This is a genomic window from Vicinamibacterales bacterium, from assembly GCA_035699745.1.
GTDB lineage: Bacteria > Acidobacteriota > Vicinamibacteria > Vicinamibacterales > 2-12-FULL-66-21 > JAICSD01.
In genome coordinates this window covers 60,359-75,598 of the sequence record DASSPH010000005.1, presented here as the reverse complement: position 1 = coordinate 75,598, position 15,240 = coordinate 60,359, and the positions used below count along the sequence as shown (strand labels likewise).

General features: G+C 70.0%; 15 protein-coding genes. 8 read left to right on the top strand and 7 right to left on the bottom strand.

Annotated features, from left to right (window positions below; translation table 11 throughout):
* Positions 1–103: 103 nt before the first annotated feature.
* From VFK57_00550 to VFK57_00530, 5 genes are all read right to left on the bottom strand, one after another.
* Positions 104–2,818 (bottom strand): CHAT domain-containing protein, encoded by a 2,715-nt coding sequence (locus VFK57_00550; GenBank protein HET7694174.1) that lies wholly within the window; start codon positions 2,816–2,818, stop codon positions 104–106.
* Positions 2,818–3,684, bottom strand: coding sequence for a zf-HC2 domain-containing protein (locus tag VFK57_00545; GenBank protein HET7694173.1), 867 nt, complete (start codon positions 3,682–3,684; stop codon positions 2,818–2,820). The genes VFK57_00550 and VFK57_00545 overlap by 1 nt, the downstream gene beginning before the upstream one ends.
* Positions 3,684–4,151: an RNA polymerase sigma factor gene (locus tag VFK57_00540; GenBank protein ID HET7694172.1), complete on the bottom strand. Its 468-nt coding sequence runs from the start codon at positions 4,149–4,151 to the stop codon at positions 3,684–3,686. Before VFK57_00540 ends, VFK57_00545 begins: the two co-directional genes overlap by 1 nt.
* Before the next feature lie 109 nt (positions 4,152–4,260).
* Positions 4,261–5,241, bottom strand: coding sequence for an LLM class flavin-dependent oxidoreductase (locus VFK57_00535; GenBank protein ID HET7694171.1), 981 nt, complete (start codon positions 5,239–5,241; stop codon positions 4,261–4,263).
* Positions 5,242–5,254: 13 nt separating this feature from the next.
* Positions 5,255–5,776 carry a hypothetical protein gene (locus VFK57_00530; GenBank protein ID HET7694170.1) on the bottom strand — a complete coding sequence of 174 codons (522 nt, stop codon included), beginning with the start codon at positions 5,774–5,776 and terminating at the stop codon, positions 5,255–5,257.
* A gap of 24 nt (positions 5,777–5,800) precedes the next feature.
* Here VFK57_00530 and VFK57_00525 point away from each other — a divergent pair, with 24 nt between their 5' ends.
* Together VFK57_00525 and VFK57_00520 are read left to right on the top strand one after the other, a co-directional pair.
* Entirely contained in the window at positions 5,801–6,385 is a 585-nt protein-coding gene (locus tag VFK57_00525; protein ID HET7694169.1) for an ECF-type sigma factor, read from the top strand.
* 38 nt (positions 6,386–6,423) lie between these two features.
* Positions 6,424–8,910 carry a serine/threonine-protein kinase gene (locus VFK57_00520; protein HET7694168.1) on the top strand — a complete coding sequence of 829 codons (2,487 nt, stop codon included), beginning with the start codon at positions 6,424–6,426 and terminating at the stop codon, positions 8,908–8,910.
* Here VFK57_00520 and VFK57_00515 read toward each other — a convergent pair.
* Together VFK57_00515 and VFK57_00510 are read right to left on the bottom strand one after the other, a co-directional pair.
* The gene (locus VFK57_00515; protein ID HET7694167.1) at positions 8,907–10,115 is read right to left on the bottom strand and encodes a DUF5009 domain-containing protein; all 1,209 of its coding nucleotides are present in this window, start codon (positions 10,113–10,115) and stop codon (positions 8,907–8,909) included. The two genes, VFK57_00520 and VFK57_00515, sit on opposite strands and share 4 nt — an antisense overlap.
* A gap of 19 nt (positions 10,116–10,134) precedes the next feature.
* On the bottom strand, positions 10,135–10,626 hold the full coding sequence (locus VFK57_00510) for a fasciclin domain-containing protein (GenBank protein ID HET7694166.1): 492 nt from the start codon (positions 10,624–10,626) through the stop codon (positions 10,135–10,137).
* A 144-nt stretch (positions 10,627–10,770) separates the two neighbouring features.
* Here VFK57_00510 and VFK57_00505 point away from each other — a divergent pair, with 144 nt between their 5' ends.
* The 6 genes from VFK57_00505 to ilvA all read left to right on the top strand — a co-directional run bounded on the left by VFK57_00505 (position 10,771) and on the right by ilvA (position 15,214).
* Positions 10,771–11,358, top strand: coding sequence for an XRE family transcriptional regulator (locus VFK57_00505; GenBank protein HET7694165.1), 588 nt, complete (start codon positions 10,771–10,773; stop codon positions 11,356–11,358).
* 49 nt (positions 11,359–11,407) lie between these two features.
* Complete coding sequence (locus tag VFK57_00500; GenBank protein ID HET7694164.1) at positions 11,408–11,827, top strand: hypothetical protein; 420 nt, start codon at positions 11,408–11,410, stop codon at positions 11,825–11,827.
* Positions 11,828–11,955: 128 nt separating this feature from the next.
* On the top strand, positions 11,956–12,465 hold the full coding sequence (locus VFK57_00495; GenBank protein ID HET7694163.1) for a DinB family protein: 510 nt from the start codon (positions 11,956–11,958) through the stop codon (positions 12,463–12,465).
* Between the two features lie 103 nt (positions 12,466–12,568).
* Positions 12,569–12,961 carry a DoxX family protein gene (locus VFK57_00490; protein HET7694162.1) on the top strand — a complete coding sequence of 131 codons (393 nt, stop codon included), beginning with the start codon at positions 12,569–12,571 and terminating at the stop codon, positions 12,959–12,961.
* Positions 12,958–13,698 carry a YciI family protein gene (locus VFK57_00485; GenBank protein HET7694161.1) on the top strand — a complete coding sequence of 247 codons (741 nt, stop codon included), beginning with the start codon at positions 12,958–12,960 and terminating at the stop codon, positions 13,696–13,698. Before VFK57_00490 ends, VFK57_00485 begins: the two co-directional genes overlap by 4 nt.
* Positions 13,699–13,708: 10 nt before the next feature.
* A complete protein-coding gene (gene ilvA, locus VFK57_00480) occupies positions 13,709–15,214 on the top strand; it encodes a threonine ammonia-lyase, biosynthetic (GenBank protein HET7694160.1) in 1,506 nt (501 codons plus the stop codon).
* The last annotated feature ends 26 nt before the right edge of the window (positions 15,215–15,240 follow it).

Below are 15,240 nucleotides of genomic sequence, written 5' to 3'. Positions count from 1 at the left end.
AGTTCGTCCTGTCGTTGTGAGGCGGCGCCATCACGCGACGCAGCCACAACGAATACGGACGAACCGGCGGAACGGAAGAACCGCGATCGCGGCGTGAGAGGTTTTACTGCGGCTCGCCGATCAACATGAACCCGGCCCAGAACAAAGGATGCTCGCGCAACGTAATACGACCCAGCGGTGTGTGCGCCTGCACGCGGCCGGTGCGGAGCTTTCGAATGAGGGAGAGCTGCGCCTGGCGGAGGCTCTCGACCGTCGCGCCGGTGCGCAGCCACGCCTTGTAGAAATCCGGCATCAGCTCCGCGGTCGGTTCGTCGGCCGCGGCCCACGCCGAGGCGATCACCGACGGCGCGCCGCCCGACAGCAGGGCGCGCGTCAGGCCGAAGACGCCGTCGCCGCTCACCTCGCCGTCGGCGCTGCGGCAGGCGCTGAGCACCACCAGGTCGCTGTCGATGTCGACGTCGTAGAGTTCTTCGGCGGTCAACCGGCCGTCGTGCGCGGCATCGCGCCCCGACTCGCCGACGGCGATGAACGAGGCGAGCGGCTCGCTGTCGCGAATGATCCCGTGCGTCGCCAGGTGCAGCACGCGCTTGCCGCGCAGCGCCGCGGCGACCTCGGCCTCGCCGGCGCGGCCGCCCTCGAGCAGCGTCGTCTCCTGCGGCGGCAGCAGCGCCGCGATCGCCCGCGCTTCACGCAGCGAGCCCGGGAGCTTCGACAGCGGCCGCGGCCGCCCGTCGATCGCGTCCATGACCGACGGCATCGGCGACGGATCGGCGACGATGAGATAGCCGCTGCGGCGCTGGCGCGACGAGGCCTGCGCCGTGAACTCGAGCACCGCCAGCGACGGCACGTAATGCACCGCAAACCGCTCGATGAAGTACTTGCCGCGCTTGTCGGTCAGCGCGGCGAACGACAGCCTGAACAGCGGACCGTGCGGCACGACGGTGACGCGGCCGGAGGCGGGGAGGATGTCGGCCGCCGGTTCGATCAGCAGCGTGTGCAGCCGCCGCAGCGCGGCGAGCGGCGCGGCGGGCAGTTCGAGCGCCGGCCCGCGGGTCGCGATCGTCGACGCCGCGGGGCGGGGCTCCGGCATCACCGCGTCGGGCAGCGTCTGCGCGACGAGCCGCTCGAGCTCGCTGCGATCGACGTTGATGCGGCGGACGCGCACCTGGCCGTCGGGCGTCATCACCCACAGGAAGGTCGCGGTGTCGCCGACCCAGTACGAGAGGATCGTCGAGCGAAGACGCGCCGCGGTTGCCGCGAGCCGCTCCATCGACGGCGTGACGGCGGCCATCGGACTGTCGGCGCGATCGCGGGCCGGCAGCGCCGCCGGCCGTGCGGACGGCGCACCCGGCGCCGCCGGCGCCGCGCTGACGGCGGTGCGCGCCTTCCGCAGCTCGTTGCGCACGGCGAGCAGATCGAGAAAGGCGCGGGCCCTGCCCTGCTCGGCCGCCATGAACGCGGCGTTGGTGTCGCCGCGGCGCGCGGCGATGGCGACGTTGACGCCGTAGACCAGCTGGTTCCACTCGGCGAATCCCCGCTTCATGTAATCGCTCGGCACGAGATCGCGCCGCATGTCTTCGATCAGCGCCGCGGCCTCGCGCGCATCCGACAGCGCGCCGTCGATGTCGCCGAGGGTTTCGTGGATCTGCGCCCGCAGGATCAGCGCGCGCGGCAGCTCGTCCAGGTACCTGGCCTCGCGGGTCGCGGTGATCTCTTTCTCGACCTGATCGAGCGCCGCCGCCGCGTCGCCCAGGTGCAGGTAGGTGGAGGCGATGGAACGGCGCCGCAGGGCGCGGATGTAGGACGACTCTTCTCCCTCGATCGCGCCGAACAGGAGCGGCAGCGCCTGCGCGTGCTGTCCCATGGAGCTCAGCACCCCGGCGCGCGCGCCGAGCAGGAAGCGATCGATGCGCGGCGACTTCAGGGGAGCCGCGAGCTCGGTCGCCCGGTTGTAGTAGCCCAGCGCCTCGGTCAGCCGCGCCTGCCGCGCCAGCGTCGAACCGATGGCGTTCAGCGACTGGACGCGGCCGTAGGTGTCGCCGATTTCCTCCTGCGTGGCGAGCGCCGCCTGATACAACTCGATCGCGCGATCGAATTCGCCGTGCGCGCGGTAGAGCCGTCCGGCGCTGGTCTGCACCAGCGCGAGCTGGCGGCGATCGCCGAGCGATTCGGCGATCTCCCGCGCGCGCTGGAACTGCTGGTAGGCATCGGCGTAGCGTCCGCGGTTGAGCGCTTCGTCGCCGGCGACCTGGCGCAGCAGTCCTTCGGCGTCGACGTCCTTCGTGGCGATCGCTTCGCTGATCGCGGCGGCCGTCAGCCGCTGGTGCTCCTCCGGATCGTCGAGCAGCAGCAGCAGACCGTGCGTCGAACGCAGCGCCTCGCGCGTCATGCCGGCGGCGCGGTACAGCGCGATTGCCTCGCCGTAGAACGTGCGCGCCTCGGCCCGGCGGCCCAGGCCCCAGGCGGCATTGCCGAGGCCGTGCAGCACGCCGGCTTCACGTCCGCGATCGTTCAGCGCCGCCACCGTCGCGCGCGCCCGCTCGTAGCGCTGCTGCGAGTCCGCGTAGCGCCCCATCGAGTACAGGATCCGCCCGGCCTTGACCGCGGCATCCACCTCGGTGACGCGGTCCGTCATCTCCGCCGCGAGGGCCATCGCACGATCGGCGGTCTCGAGCGCTTCGGCCTCTTTTTTCTCCTTGCGCAGGGCGTCCACCTGCGCGAGCAGCGTTCGCGCCGCCGTGGATTCCTGCGCGTGCATGCGGGCCGCGCCGGAGATCGGCATCAGGACGAACACGACCAGGGGGAGCAGCGCGCGCATCATCGTTGCTCTCCCGCCTGGTCGCGCGCGAGGCACGCCTCGGCGCCGCGCGCGCCGTTCGCCCGGCACATGTCGGCCAGGAGCTGCCGCGACTCGGATCGGCGGCCGTTCTGATACGTCGCGACCGCGAGATACCACCGCGCATCCTCGACATGGGCGCCGGGCATCGAGGCGGCGCGCCGCAGCGCTTTCTCCGCCTCCACCGGGCGATCCATCAGCAGACGGCAGATGCCGAGGTACAGCGGCGGCTCCGGACGATCGGGATAGCGCGCGCCCAACCGCTCCAGCGCGCCGCTGGCCGCCTTGAAATCGTTCGCCGTATACGGCTTCAACGCACTCGCCAGCGCGATCGCGAAATCGTTCTCTCCCCCGCGCCACGTGAGCAGCGACGCGTCGAGCCGCGGCTCCAGCTTGCCCGCCGCGAGGATCCGGACCGACGGCGGCGGCACGGCCGCGCGCGCGATCGCCGGCGCGGATGGCAGCGCCCCGGCATCGAACGCACGCGCGCCGAGGAGCGCCCCACTCACCGCAATCGTCACCGACGCGGCGATGGCCGCCGCGCGCCAGACCGGGGCGCGGCGCGCCCGGCGGATCCGCCGCCGGATCCGCGCGTCTTCGAGCGCGTCCATCTCGACGTCGACGGCGAGGAGATCGGATTGCAGCTGGCGGCAGATGGCGCAGCCGCGGACGTGCGCGGCGACGCGGGCGGCGAGATCGCCGGGCAGCGCGCCCATCGCGGCGGCGGGAAGCAGTGCGGGGTCCGGACAGCGTGTCACGTGAATCGCTCCGAGAGCGCGATGCTCCTCAGCCTCGATGAAAGCGCGTTCGTCCGGGCTGAAGTCCCTGGGCCGAGCCGGTGCCGTCATCAGGTCTTCTCCATCTCGCGTCGCAGCAGCGTCAGCGCGTACTGCAGGTGCCCCTTGACCTGGTTCTCAGTCAGACCGGCCTTGCGGCCGATCTCTTCGCGCGTCATGCCGTGCACGTACCGCAGAACGATGCAGAGCCGGTGGATCGGCTTCAGTGCCGGATTGCGCGACACCCACGTCTCGACCGTCTCCTGATCCGATGGCGCCGGAACCGAAAACCCGTCCTGAGCCGCCAGATACTCCTGCTCGCGCGCCTGCTTCCGCCAGTGATCCGTCGCCCGGTTCCGCACGACGGTGAACAACCAGCTCGGAAGTTGCGTCACATCTATCGAATCGAGGTGCTGATGGAGGGCCAGAAACGCATCGCTCGTCAGCTCCTCGGCCAGATCGCGCCGGCCAACACACCGCACGGCAAAGCGGAACACCGCGTTGACGTGCAGACGGTAAAGCGACTCGAAGTCCGACATTCAGCTTACGAACGAGCGGTGGAAACGGAAGAAAAGACCAGGGGAGTTTTGGCGGCCTGATTGTATACGACCTCCCCGGAAGCCACCCAAGTGGCGTGCGGCCAGTGACTTACACTGCCAGATGCGCGGCCAGCCGGTACGACCGCAGCCGGGCGGCGTGGTCGTAGACGTGCGACACCACGATCAGTTCGTCCGGCTGCGTCCGAGCCACGAACGCATCCAGCCCCTCCCTGACGGTCCCGGGCCCGCCCACGAACGAGACGGCCTGCAGCGTCTCGAGCGACGCCGCATCGAACGGCACCACATCCTTCTCCCACTCGGGATCGGGCGGCGGCAGCGGGATCGGCGTGCCGGCGCGCAGGCTGGCGAATGACTTCCGCCCGGATGTCGCGAGCAGCCGCGCCTCGCCGTCCGTCTCCGCCGCGATGATGTTGATCCCGAGCATCACGTACGGGCGCGGCCAGTCCTCCGACGGCTTGAACCGTTCCCGATAGATGCGCACCGCCGGGAGCATCTGCTGCGCGGCGAAGTGCGACGCGAACGCGAACGGCAGCCCGAACGCCGCCGCCACCTGCGCGCCGAACAGGCTCGATCCCAGGATGTAGATCGGCACGTGCAACCCGGCGCCCGGCACCGCCCGCACACGCTGCCCATCGTCGGGATGGAAGTACGCCATCAGCTCCAGGACGTCCTGCGGAAACAGATCGGGGTTGCTGGCGAGCGTCCGGCGGAGCGCCATCGCCGTCGTCTGATCGGTGCCTGGCGCGCGGCCGAGGCCGAGATCGATGCGTCCGGGAAACAGGGACTCCAGCGTCCCGAACTGTTCGGCGACGATGAGCGGCGCGTGATTTGGAAGCATGATGCCGCCGGCGCCGACGCGAATCGTGGAGGTCCCCTGCGCGACGTGCGCGATCACCACCGCGGTCGCGGCGCTGGCAATGCCGGGCATGTTGTGATGCTCGGCGACCCAGAAGCGGCGATACCCCCAGCGCTCGGCGTGGCGGGCCAGATCGAGCGAATGCCGGAGCGCCGCGGCGGCGTCGCCGCCCTGCGTGATGGGCGCGAGATCGAGGATCGAGAGGGGAACCATCCCCTCTATCGTGTCACGCGCGGCGGGAGGTCCAGAACAGCGCGGCGAAGCCCGGCAGGAACGCGACAGTCCACGCGAAGAAATGCCGGATCAGGTTCGGGTTCGTGTGCGAGTCGTTGATCCAGATCCCGGAGATGGCGTAGAACGCCGCGCCTGATGCCAGCGCCGCGGCGCCGCCGCGCACGACCGCCGCCGCGATTGCTTCCTTCTTCGCGAGCCGGTGCTGCAGCAGCGCGAACAGGATCCACAGCAGCATCCAGGCCGGGAACATCGCGTTCCACCCCATCGCCGGCGCGAGGGCGTAGAACGAGGCCGCCGCCAGCACGCCGATGATCGGTCCCGCCAGGGCCGCCGGCGCCGGCTTTCCTGCCCGCACGCCCACGGCGATCCCGAGGCAGAGACACATGAGCGCGCCGTGCAGAAGCCCGTAGACGACGCGGTGCCGGATCTGCAGCGCCGCCCACAGCCAGTCGCCGAGGGTCATCACGGCGCCCAGACAGAGTGACGCGATCGCGGCGAACGCCATGCGGCGCATCATATTGTATTCTTCGCCCCACCCATGGGCTCTCACGCGGAAGACGTCACCCGTCTGCTGCAGGAGTGGCGGAGCGGCCGCCAGGACGCGCTCGAGCGGCTGATGCCGCTGGTCTACGAAGAGCTGCACGTCATCGCCTCGCGGCACATGGCGCGCGAGTGGCGCGTCGGCGCGCTCCAGACGACCGCGCTGGTCAGCGAGGCGTACCTGAAACTCGTCGGGCAGCGCGACGTCGACTGGCAGAGCCGCGCCCATTTCTTCGCCATCGCCGCCACGATGATGCGCCGCATCCTCGTCGACAACGCGCGCCGCGATCGGCGCGTCCGGCACGGCGGCGGCGCGATGGCGGTGCCGCTCGACGACGTCCCGGCGCTGCCCCAACCCGTCACCGTCGACGCCGTCGACGCGCTCGCGCTGGATGCGGCGCTCCGCAAGCTCGAGGCCCTGGATCCGGAGCAGGCGCGGATCGTCGAATTGCGGTTCTTCGGCGGACTCACCGTCGAAGAAACGGCGGAGGTCGCCGGCATCTCCCCCGCGACCGTGAAACGGGAGTGGGCGCTGGCGAAAGGCTGGTTGTACCGCGAGCTGACCGGACAGGCTGACCCGTGAAACCGCGGAACGGCGCGTAATCAACGAAGGGACCGGCCGTGTCGCACACCATCACTCCGGAACAATGGCGGCGCATCAAGACCATCGCGGCTGCCGCGCTCGATCTCGACGAGCCGGCCCGGGCGGCGTACGTGCTCGAGGCCTGCGGCGGCGACGCCCCGCTCGCCGCTGAAGTCCGGTCCCTGCTCGACTCCACGCTGGCAGCAGGCCCGTACTTCGAGACGCCTGCCGGAGCGGCCGCCGCGACACTCATGACCCCCGGCACGCGGATCGGCCCGTATCGCATCGTGCGCGAGCTGGGGGCCGGCGGCATGGGCAGCGTGTATCTCGCCGAGCGCGACGACGGCGAGTTCGGGCAGCGGGTCGCCATCAAGATCGTGCGCGGCGGATTCGGCAGCCCCTTCCTGCTGGACCGCTTCCGCGAAGAGCGCCGCATCCTCGCGTCGCTGGACCATCCGAACATCGCCCGGCTGCTGGATGGCGGCACCACGCCGGCGGGCCTCCCCTACGTCGTCATGGAGTTCGTCGAAGGGGAACCGATCGACGGGTTCTGCGCCAGGCGCGCGCTGCCGCTGCGCGAGCGCCTCGCGGTGTTCCGGCAGGTCTGCGCCGCGGTGCAGCACGCGCACCAGCATCTGGTCGTTCACCGCGACATCAAGGCCGCGAACATCCTGGTGACCGCGGAAGGCACGCCGAAGCTGCTCGACTTCGGCATCGCCAAGCTGCTCGAGCCGCAGGGCGGTGTGCACATCGGCGCGCACACCACGGTGCTGGTCATGACGCCGGAGAGCGCGAGCCCCGAGCAGATCGCCGGCAAGGCGGTGACCGTCGCGACCGACGTCTACGCACTCGGGGTGCTGCTCTATCGCCTGCTGACCGGCCGCGGACCGTATCGCGCGCCGCTCGAGACCGAGGAGCAGGTGATGCGGGCGGTACGCGAGCAGGTGCCGGATCCGCCGAGCGCGGCGCCAGACCCGCTCCTGGGCCGCATCCCCACCGACGTCGACCGCATCGTGCTCAAGGCCCTGCGCAAGGAGCCGGAACGGCGCTACGACTCCGCCGGACAGCTGGCCGACGACGTGCAGCGCTTCCTGGACGGACGCCCGGTGCTCGCGGCGCCCGACACGCGGCGATATCGCGCCGCGAAGTTCGTCCACCGGCATCGGGTCGCAGTCACCGCCGCCGCAGCCGTGCTGGTCGCGGTGGCGGGCGGCGTCGCGGCAACGGTGTGGCAGGCGCGCGTGGCGGAGCGGGAGCGGCAGCGCGCGCAGGCGCAGTTCGACGCCGTACGCGGGCTCGCCCAGTCCGTGCTCGGAGAACTGAACGACGCCGTCGAGAAGCTGCCGGGGTCGACAGCGGCGAACGAGATCATCGTGCGCCGGGCGACGGAGTATCTGAACGCGCTCTACGGATACGCGGCCAGCGACGTCACGCTGCGACGAGAGCTGGCGGCAGGCTACATCCGCCTGGGGACGATTCAGGGCCGCCCGGGGGTGCCGAATCTCGGCGACGTGGCCTCGAACCGCGTGAATCTGAACAAGGCAATCGCGCTCCTGGAACCGATTGCCGGCGGCGATCGAGCGGACGCCGGCGATCGTCTCACCCTCGCCAGCGCGCTGCTGAGACTTGCCGGCGCGGAAGCCAACCAGGCGGAGAGCGACCGGCTGTTGCATCGCACGCGGCAGATCATCGAGTCCATGTCGCCGGCGGAGCGATCGCTGCCGCGGGCCCGGTTCATCCGCCAGACGCTCTACATGGAGTTGGGGACCACGCTCCGTGAGGCGCGCAAGTATCCGGAAGCCTATGAGCTGTTCAAACTCTCTCTGCAGGCGGCCGAGGAGGAAGCCGCGGCGCTGCCCGCCAACCTGAACGCGAGCCGCAATCTGTCCCTGGCCTACAAGCGAAACGGCGCGGTGCTGGAGGACATGCGGCGGACGGCCGACGCCATCCAGCTGTACGAGAAGGCGCTCGACCTCGATCGCCGCCGCGTCGCAGCGGAGCCCTCACGGCCGCTGTGGCGGCTCGACCTGTCATTCGCGATCGGCGCGCTGGCGGCGGCGGTCATGAAGACGGATCCGGCGACCGGTCTGGCCCGTTACGAGGAGGCGGTGAAACTGCGCGAGCAGGTGGTGCGGGACGATCCCAACGACGACTTCGCCCGGACGTCACTCGCGCGCGGCTACGAGCGGCTCGCGCTGGTCCACTCGTACCTGGGGCACGTCGCCGAAACGATCGACAGCAACCGGCGCCGCATCCGGATATATCGCGATCGGCTGGATGCGCATCCCGACCGCACGCACCTCTGGACCGAATACACGCGAACGCTGCTGAACGCGGCGCAGTTTCACGCCGACCTGGCGGCCTCCGCGAAGCAAGCCGCGGTCAGGAATCCGCACGCGGCACGGGCGCGCGCGCTGCTCGACGACATCGCCGCCGTCCAGGCGCAGTGGGCGCGCGAGAAGCGCGGCGCTCCGCTGCCGCCCGATGCGAAGGCGGTCGACGCCGTGCGCGGCAAGCTCCGCTAGATCTTCAGGAAGATCCGCCGCCGGTACATCCACCAGAGGATCAGCCAGAAGACGGCGACGACCGCCGCCCCTCTCAGGACCGGCTCGAAGGGGGGACCGAGCAACGCGAACGGCGCCGGGCCGAGATGACGGACGAGCGCGCGGGTGATCGGCTCCTCGAGCGTCCAGCTCATGACGTAGACGGCAATCGAGTTCGCGCCGATCACCACCAGCGGAAAGACCCACCGCCGCCATCCCCGCAGCTCGGTCGCGAAGTAGAAGCCGGCGAGCATCAGGATGACCAGTCCGCCGCTGTAGAGCGTGTACGACGCGGTCCAGATCCGTTTGACGATCGGCACCACGTGCAGCCACTGCAGCACCAGGCCGGCGAGCGCGAGCGCCACGCCGGCCGCGACCAGCCCTTTGAGCTTGCCGCGCGCATCCCGCGCCGATTTCAGCCACTCCCCGCACCACAGCCCGAGGATCATCGTCGCCAGCGTCGGGATGAAGCTGAGCGTGGACCAGCCGCCGCGATTGAAGCGGAACGGCTCGAGGCGCGGAAACAGGTTGAGGAACCAGGTGTCGAACGCCCAGGCGACGTTCGAGTTCTTGTTGAAGTGGGCGAGGAACCCGGAATACAGGTGCGGCCAGTCGGCAGGGACGCCGACGGCGCGGTAATCGAAGTCCGGCGGCGGCAGCCGATAGAGGACGAACGCGAGCCAGTGGCCGATCAGCAGCGCCGCGAACGCCGCCGCCTGGGTCCTGATCGACGCGAACGCCAGAAGGAACAGAAACGTGTAGCCGAGGCCGATCTGGGTGAGCGTGTCCTCGAACGTCCAGTAGGTGCGCGATCGATCCAGCGATCGCAGGAAGATGCCGAGGAAGATCAGCGCGATGCTGCGCCACACCGCGTGCGCGAGCATCACGCCGCGGCGCTGCCCCCGCCCCTGGCGCGCGGCGATCGAGAACGGCAGCGCCGCGCCGACCAGGAACGAGAACGCCGGCTGAATCAGATCGTGCAGCGAGCAGCCCTGCCAGGGGACGTGCTCGGTGTTGTAGGCGACCAGCGCCCAGAACCGGCTGCCGGGAAACGCCGCGTGCAGCGTCCACAGCCGCAACGCCTCCGCCAGCATCAGCAGCATGACGAAGCCGCGGAAGGCGTCGAGCGCGAGCACGCGCCCGGCAGCGGGCCTGTCGCGAGCGGAGTCGATCGGCAGCGTCGGCAACGCCGCCGATTCTACACGCCTAGTTCTTCGGCAGGATCACCGTGTCGATCACGTGGATGACGCCGTTGCTCGCGGCGATGTCGGCCTTCGCCACCCTGGCGTTGTCGATCATGACCGCACCGTTCTTCGCGGAGACCGCCAGCGTATCGCCGCTGACGGCCCTGGCGGTCTTCATCCTGGCCACGTCCGCCGCCATCACCTTGCCGGCGACGACGTGGTACTTGAGGATCCGCTGCAGCTTCGCCTTGTTCTCGGGCTTGAGCAGGTTCTCGACCGTGCCGGCGGGCAGCTTCGCGAACGCCTCGTCGGTCGGCGCGAACACGGTGAAGGGTCCGGCCCCTTTCAGGGTCCCGACCAGATCCGCGGCCTCGAGGGCGGCGGCGAGGGTCTTGAACGATCCCGCGGCCACGGCGGTGTCGACGATGTCCTTGTCCGCCCGGGCGGTGGTGGTGGTGGCGGCGCCGAGCATGAGGGTCAGCGCGGTGGCGGCGATGGCGAACGTCTTCTTCATGAGTGTCATGTCTCCTGTCGTCGTGTTAACTGCCATTCACAGTAACTTGATTCAGAGTAAAATTGGGCGGCGGACACAAAGTCGTGTTCGCGTCGCGACAAAACGGCGCGGGTTTGTGCATCACAGGAAAACGGAGCTTCACTCATGCTCTCGGCGACGCTGAATCAAGGACTCCAGGGCTACGGCATCGGCGCGAAGGTGCGGGCGCTGCGGTTGAAGAAGAAGATGGGGCTGGTGGAGCTCGGCCGGCACACCGGGCTCTCGCCGGCGATGCTCTCGAAGATCGAGCGCGGCCGCCTCTATCCCACGCTGCCGACGCTGCTCCGCATCGCGCTGGTGTTCAGCGTCGGCCTCGAGTACTTCTTCGCCGGAGCCCGCGAGAAGCCGCTGATCGCCGTCATCCGCAAGGAGCAGCGCGTCAAGCTCCCGGACCGCCCCGGACAGCATCCCGCCTATCGCTTCGAGTCGCTCGACTTCGCCGCCACGGAGCGGCGCTTCGATTCCTATCTCGCCGAGTTCCTGCCGCCGACCAGGGACAACCTGCGTCCGCACGCACACCCGGGCGTGGAATTCATCTACGTGCTCAGCGGCACGCTGGCGATAGCGATTGCCGGCGACGAGCACGAACTCGCAGCGGGAGACTCGATGTATTTCGATGCGACCCTGCCGCACGCGTACCGGCGCAGCGCCGGCCGCACGTGCAGCGCGCTGGTCGTCACCGCTGCGGCATGAGCGCCGGGTTCGCCGCGCTTCACGCCTTTCCCCGGGAAGGAGTCCGGCAATGAAGACAGCCTGGATACGGACGGCGGCGGCAATGGTCCTGGTCGTTCTGTCAGCGGCGGCGGCCGCCGGCGCGCAGACGCGCCCGTCAATCCGTGAGGCGGCGGCGCGGGCGACGTTTGCTCAGCCCACCCCGCCAGCCCCGAGGGATTCGAACGCGAACGGGGCGGCGATCGGCGCGCTCGTCGGCGCGGCCGGCATGGGGACCCTTTTCGCAATCCTCTCGGGTCGCTGCGGCGCCGGCTGTGAAAACGACCTCGAGGCGTGGGCGCCGTACGCGGCGGCGGGTATTGGCGCCGCGGGAGGCGCGGCCGTGGGATACCTGATCGATCGGGCCCGCGGCGGCTCGCGGCAGAAAGTGGCCGTCGTCCCCGCGATCGCACGGCGTGAGCGCGGCGTCAGACTCGCGGTCCGGTTCTGACGGATCGGTCCGCCGACGGACGACGTTGACACCTCTTGCGGGGGCGGCGCAGACTCCAGGGATGGGCATACGCGCGGCAGCCGGAAGGACAACGTGTCCTCGCTGCGGGTTTTCGGACGGAGGCTGGAGTGACGCTGACCGACCTGTTCATCGCCGACATCGATCGCGAGGCGCCGCTGACCCGGCGCGCGCTCGCGGCGGTCCCCGAAGGGCGCGGCGACTGGAAGCCGCATCCCAAGTCGATGCCGCTCGGCTACCTGTCGTCGCTCGTCGCCATGATGCCCTCGTGGCTGACGATGACGATCGAGCAGGACGAGTTCGACCTGCAGCCCCCGTCCGGCACGCCGTCGAAGTTCGCGCAGACGTTCGACACCGCCGACGCGCTGGTCAAGGCAATGGACGAGGGCTTCGCCGGCGCGCGCCGGGCGCTGCAGAACACGACCGACGCGCACCTGATGACGCCGTGGCGGCTCAAGGCGGCCGGCAAGGTCGTGATGGAGGCGCCGCGCCACGTGGTGCTGCGCGACTCGCTGATGCACCTGTCGCATCACCGCGGCCAGCTCACCGTCTATCTGCGCCTGAACGACATCAAGGTGCCGTCGATTTACGGACCGTCCGCGGACGACCAGCGGTTCTGAGGCCACGGGCCGCGGACTGCACGGACTAAGCGCTTTTGTTCCAATCATTTCGGAATTTGTCGATCGAGTTTCCGCCCGCTCGACCAGCGGGTGGAGGTTCGATATGCAGACAAGCAAAGCCGGAATCTGGACGGGGCGGGTGATCAGCGGGTTGGCGGTGGCGTTTCTCATCGTCGACAGCATTGGCAAGCTGCTGCGGGTGCAGCCGGTCATCGAAGGGACGGTCAGCCTGGGATACCCTGTGAGCGTCATCTTTCCGCTCGGCGTGACCCTGCTCACCTGTGTGCTCGTATATCTCGTGCCGCGAACGGCGGTGCTCGGCGCGCTGCTGCTGACCGGCTATCTCGGCGGCGCGGTCGCGACGCACGTCCGTGTCGCCCACCCGCTGTTCTCGCACGCGCTGTTCCCGACCTACGTCGCGGCGATGCTGTGGGGCGGACTGATTCTGCGCGATGCGCGGCTGCGCGCCTTCCTGCCGCTGCGGAGGGGCGAATGAGCGGCACGCGCACGCGCTACATCCTCATGCACAAGACGAACGCCTATTACGAAGGCGGCGGTCTTCCCAGCCCGGAGCTGGTCGGGCGCGTCGGATCGATGATCGTCGACCTGATGGCGAAGAACGCGATGCTGGCGGGCGAGGGGCTTCGCTCGAGCGCCGAGGGGGTGCGGGTCACCTTCCGCGGCGGCGAGCGGACGATCGCGCCAGGGCCGTTCGTCCCCGGCACCAACGAGCTTCCGGCGGGATTCAGCATCCTGCGCACGCCGTCGATCGACGCCGCCATCGACTTCGCGGCCGAACAGGCGGCGATCCTCGGCGACGGCGAGGTCGACATCCGGCCGGTGACCGAACCGTGGGATATCGGCATGGCCGAGCGTCCTGCGGCGATCGAGACGCGCCGCTACATGATCCTGCGCAAGGCCACGCCGGAGACCGAGGCGGGCCTCGCGCCGACCGCGGATCAGCGCTCGCGCCTGTCGCGGCTGATCGACGGGGCTTCGCGCAGCGGGGTTCACCTGGCGAGCGAGACGCTGAAGCCGAGCCGACGCGGCCGCCGCCTCACCAACACCCGCAACGGCGTCGTGATGGTGGACGGCCCGTTCGCCGAGACGAAAGAGCTGATCGGCGGCTACGTCGTCGTGCTGGCGGCGTCGATCGACGAAGCGGCGGGCTGGGCGGATCGCTACATCCGGGCCGCGGACACGCACGAGATCGACATCCGGGAGCCGGAGTAGGACGCCTTCGATGGACACGCTGCTGCGCGACATCCTGACGAGCCGCGTCTATGACGTGGCGAGGGAAACGCCGCTCGATCCGGCGCCGCGGCTGTCGCGCCGGTTCGGCAACGAGGTGCTGCTGAAGCGCGAGGATCTGCAGCCGATCTTCAGCTTCAAGATCCGCGGCGCCTACAACCGCATGGCGCGGCTGTCGCCCGACGAGCGCAGCCGCGGCGTGATCGCCGCCAGCGCCGGCAATCACGCACAGGGGGTCGCCTATTCGGCCGGCCGGCTCGGCATCCGCGCGGTGATCGTGATGCCGCGCACGACCCCCGAGATCAAGGTCGATGCGGTGAAGGCGCTGGGCGCCGAAGTGGTGCTCGCCGGGGATCGCTACTCGGAGGCGCAGCAGCACGCCGAATCGCTCGCCGCGGGGCAGGGTCTCGTGTTCATTCATCCGTTCGACGATCCGATCGTGATCGCCGGGCAGGGCACGGTGGGGCTCGAGCTGCTGCGGCAGGAGCCCGACCTGAACGCGGTGTTCGTCCCGGTCGGCGGCGGCGGTCTGATTGCCGGCATTGCCGCGTACGTGAAGGCGGTCCGCCCCGAGGTGGACGTGATCGGCGTCGAGCCGGTGGACGCCGACGCCATGGCGCAGTCGCTGGCCAGCGGCTCCCGCGTGCGGCTGGACGACGTCGGGCTGTTCGCGGACGGGGTGGCGGTGCAGCAGGTCGGCGCGGCGACGTTCCCGATCGTCCGCGACGCGGTGCGCACGATCGTCCGGGTCGACAACGACGAGATCTGCGCGGCGATCAAGGACGTGTTCGACGACACGCGCACGATCGTCGAGCCGGCGGGGGCGCTGGCGGTGGCGGGGCTGAAGTCCTACATCGAATCCAGCCAGGTGCGCGGCCGCCGCTTCTGCGCCGTGCTCAGCGGCGCGAACATGAATTTCGATCGCCTGCGCTTCGTCGCCGAGCGGGCCGAGCTGGGCGAAGGCCGGGAGGCGCTGCTCGCGGTGACGATTCCCGAGCGGCCGGGGGCGTTCCGCGCGTTCTGCGCCGCGCTCGGGGCCCGCGTCGTCACCGAGTTCAACTACCGCCTGAGCGGACGCCAGCGCGCGGAGATCTTCGTGGGCGTGGCGACGCGATCGCACGGCGAGGGTGAAGCCCTGGCGGCGCGCCTGCGCGAGCTCGGGTACGAGACGGCGGATCTCTCGGGCAACGAGATGGCGAAGCTGCACGTCCGCCACATGGTGGGCGGCCGCGCCCCCGACGTCGCCGCGGAGCGCGTCTGCCGGTTCGAGTTCCCCGAGCGTCCCGGCGCCCTGCTGCAGTTCCTCGACGCGCTGGGCGGCCGCTGGAACATCAGCCTGTTCCACTACCGCAACCACGGCGCCGACTTCGGCCGCGTCCTCGCCGCGTTCGAAGTCCCCGCCGCGGAACACGCCGCCTTCGAGTCGTTCCTGTCAGGCCTCGGCTATCGCTACCGCCTGGACGAAAACAACGACGCGTACCGGCGTTTCTTGACGTAAGCAGCACTACCCACTACGCACTACCC

What these genes read in the sequence shown, in the direction of transcription:
- VFK57_00550 (HET7694174.1), bottom strand. Translation starts at nt 2,818, where the DNA reads ATGCGCGCGCTGCTCCCCCTGGTCGTGTTCGTCCTGATGCCGATCTCC.
- VFK57_00545 (HET7694173.1), bottom strand. Translation starts at nt 3,684, where the DNA reads ATGACGGCACCGGCTCGGCCCAGGGACTTCAGCCCGGACGAACGCGCT.
- VFK57_00540 (HET7694172.1), bottom strand. Translation starts at nt 4,151, where the DNA reads ATGTCGGACTTCGAGTCGCTTTACCGTCTGCACGTCAACGCGGTGTTC.
- VFK57_00535 (HET7694171.1), bottom strand. Translation starts at nt 5,241, where the DNA reads ATGGTTCCCCTCTCGATCCTCGATCTCGCGCCCATCACGCAGGGCGGC.
- VFK57_00530 (HET7694170.1), bottom strand. Translation starts at nt 5,776, where the DNA reads ATGCGCCGCATGGCGTTCGCCGCGATCGCGTCACTCTGTCTGGGCGCC.
- VFK57_00525 (HET7694169.1), top strand. Translation starts at nt 5,801, where the DNA reads ATGGGCTCTCACGCGGAAGACGTCACCCGTCTGCTGCAGGAGTGGCGG.
- VFK57_00510 (HET7694166.1), bottom strand. Translation starts at nt 10,626, where the DNA reads ATGAAGAAGACGTTCGCCATCGCCGCCACCGCGCTGACCCTCATGCTC.
- VFK57_00505 (HET7694165.1), top strand. Translation starts at nt 10,771, where the DNA reads ATGCTCTCGGCGACGCTGAATCAAGGACTCCAGGGCTACGGCATCGGC.
- VFK57_00500 (HET7694164.1), top strand. Translation starts at nt 11,408, where the DNA reads ATGAAGACAGCCTGGATACGGACGGCGGCGGCAATGGTCCTGGTCGTT.
- VFK57_00490 (HET7694162.1), top strand. Translation starts at nt 12,569, where the DNA reads ATGCAGACAAGCAAAGCCGGAATCTGGACGGGGCGGGTGATCAGCGGG.
- VFK57_00485 (HET7694161.1), top strand. Translation starts at nt 12,958, where the DNA reads ATGAGCGGCACGCGCACGCGCTACATCCTCATGCACAAGACGAACGCC.
- ilvA (HET7694160.1), top strand. Translation starts at nt 13,709, where the DNA reads ATGGACACGCTGCTGCGCGACATCCTGACGAGCCGCGTCTATGACGTG.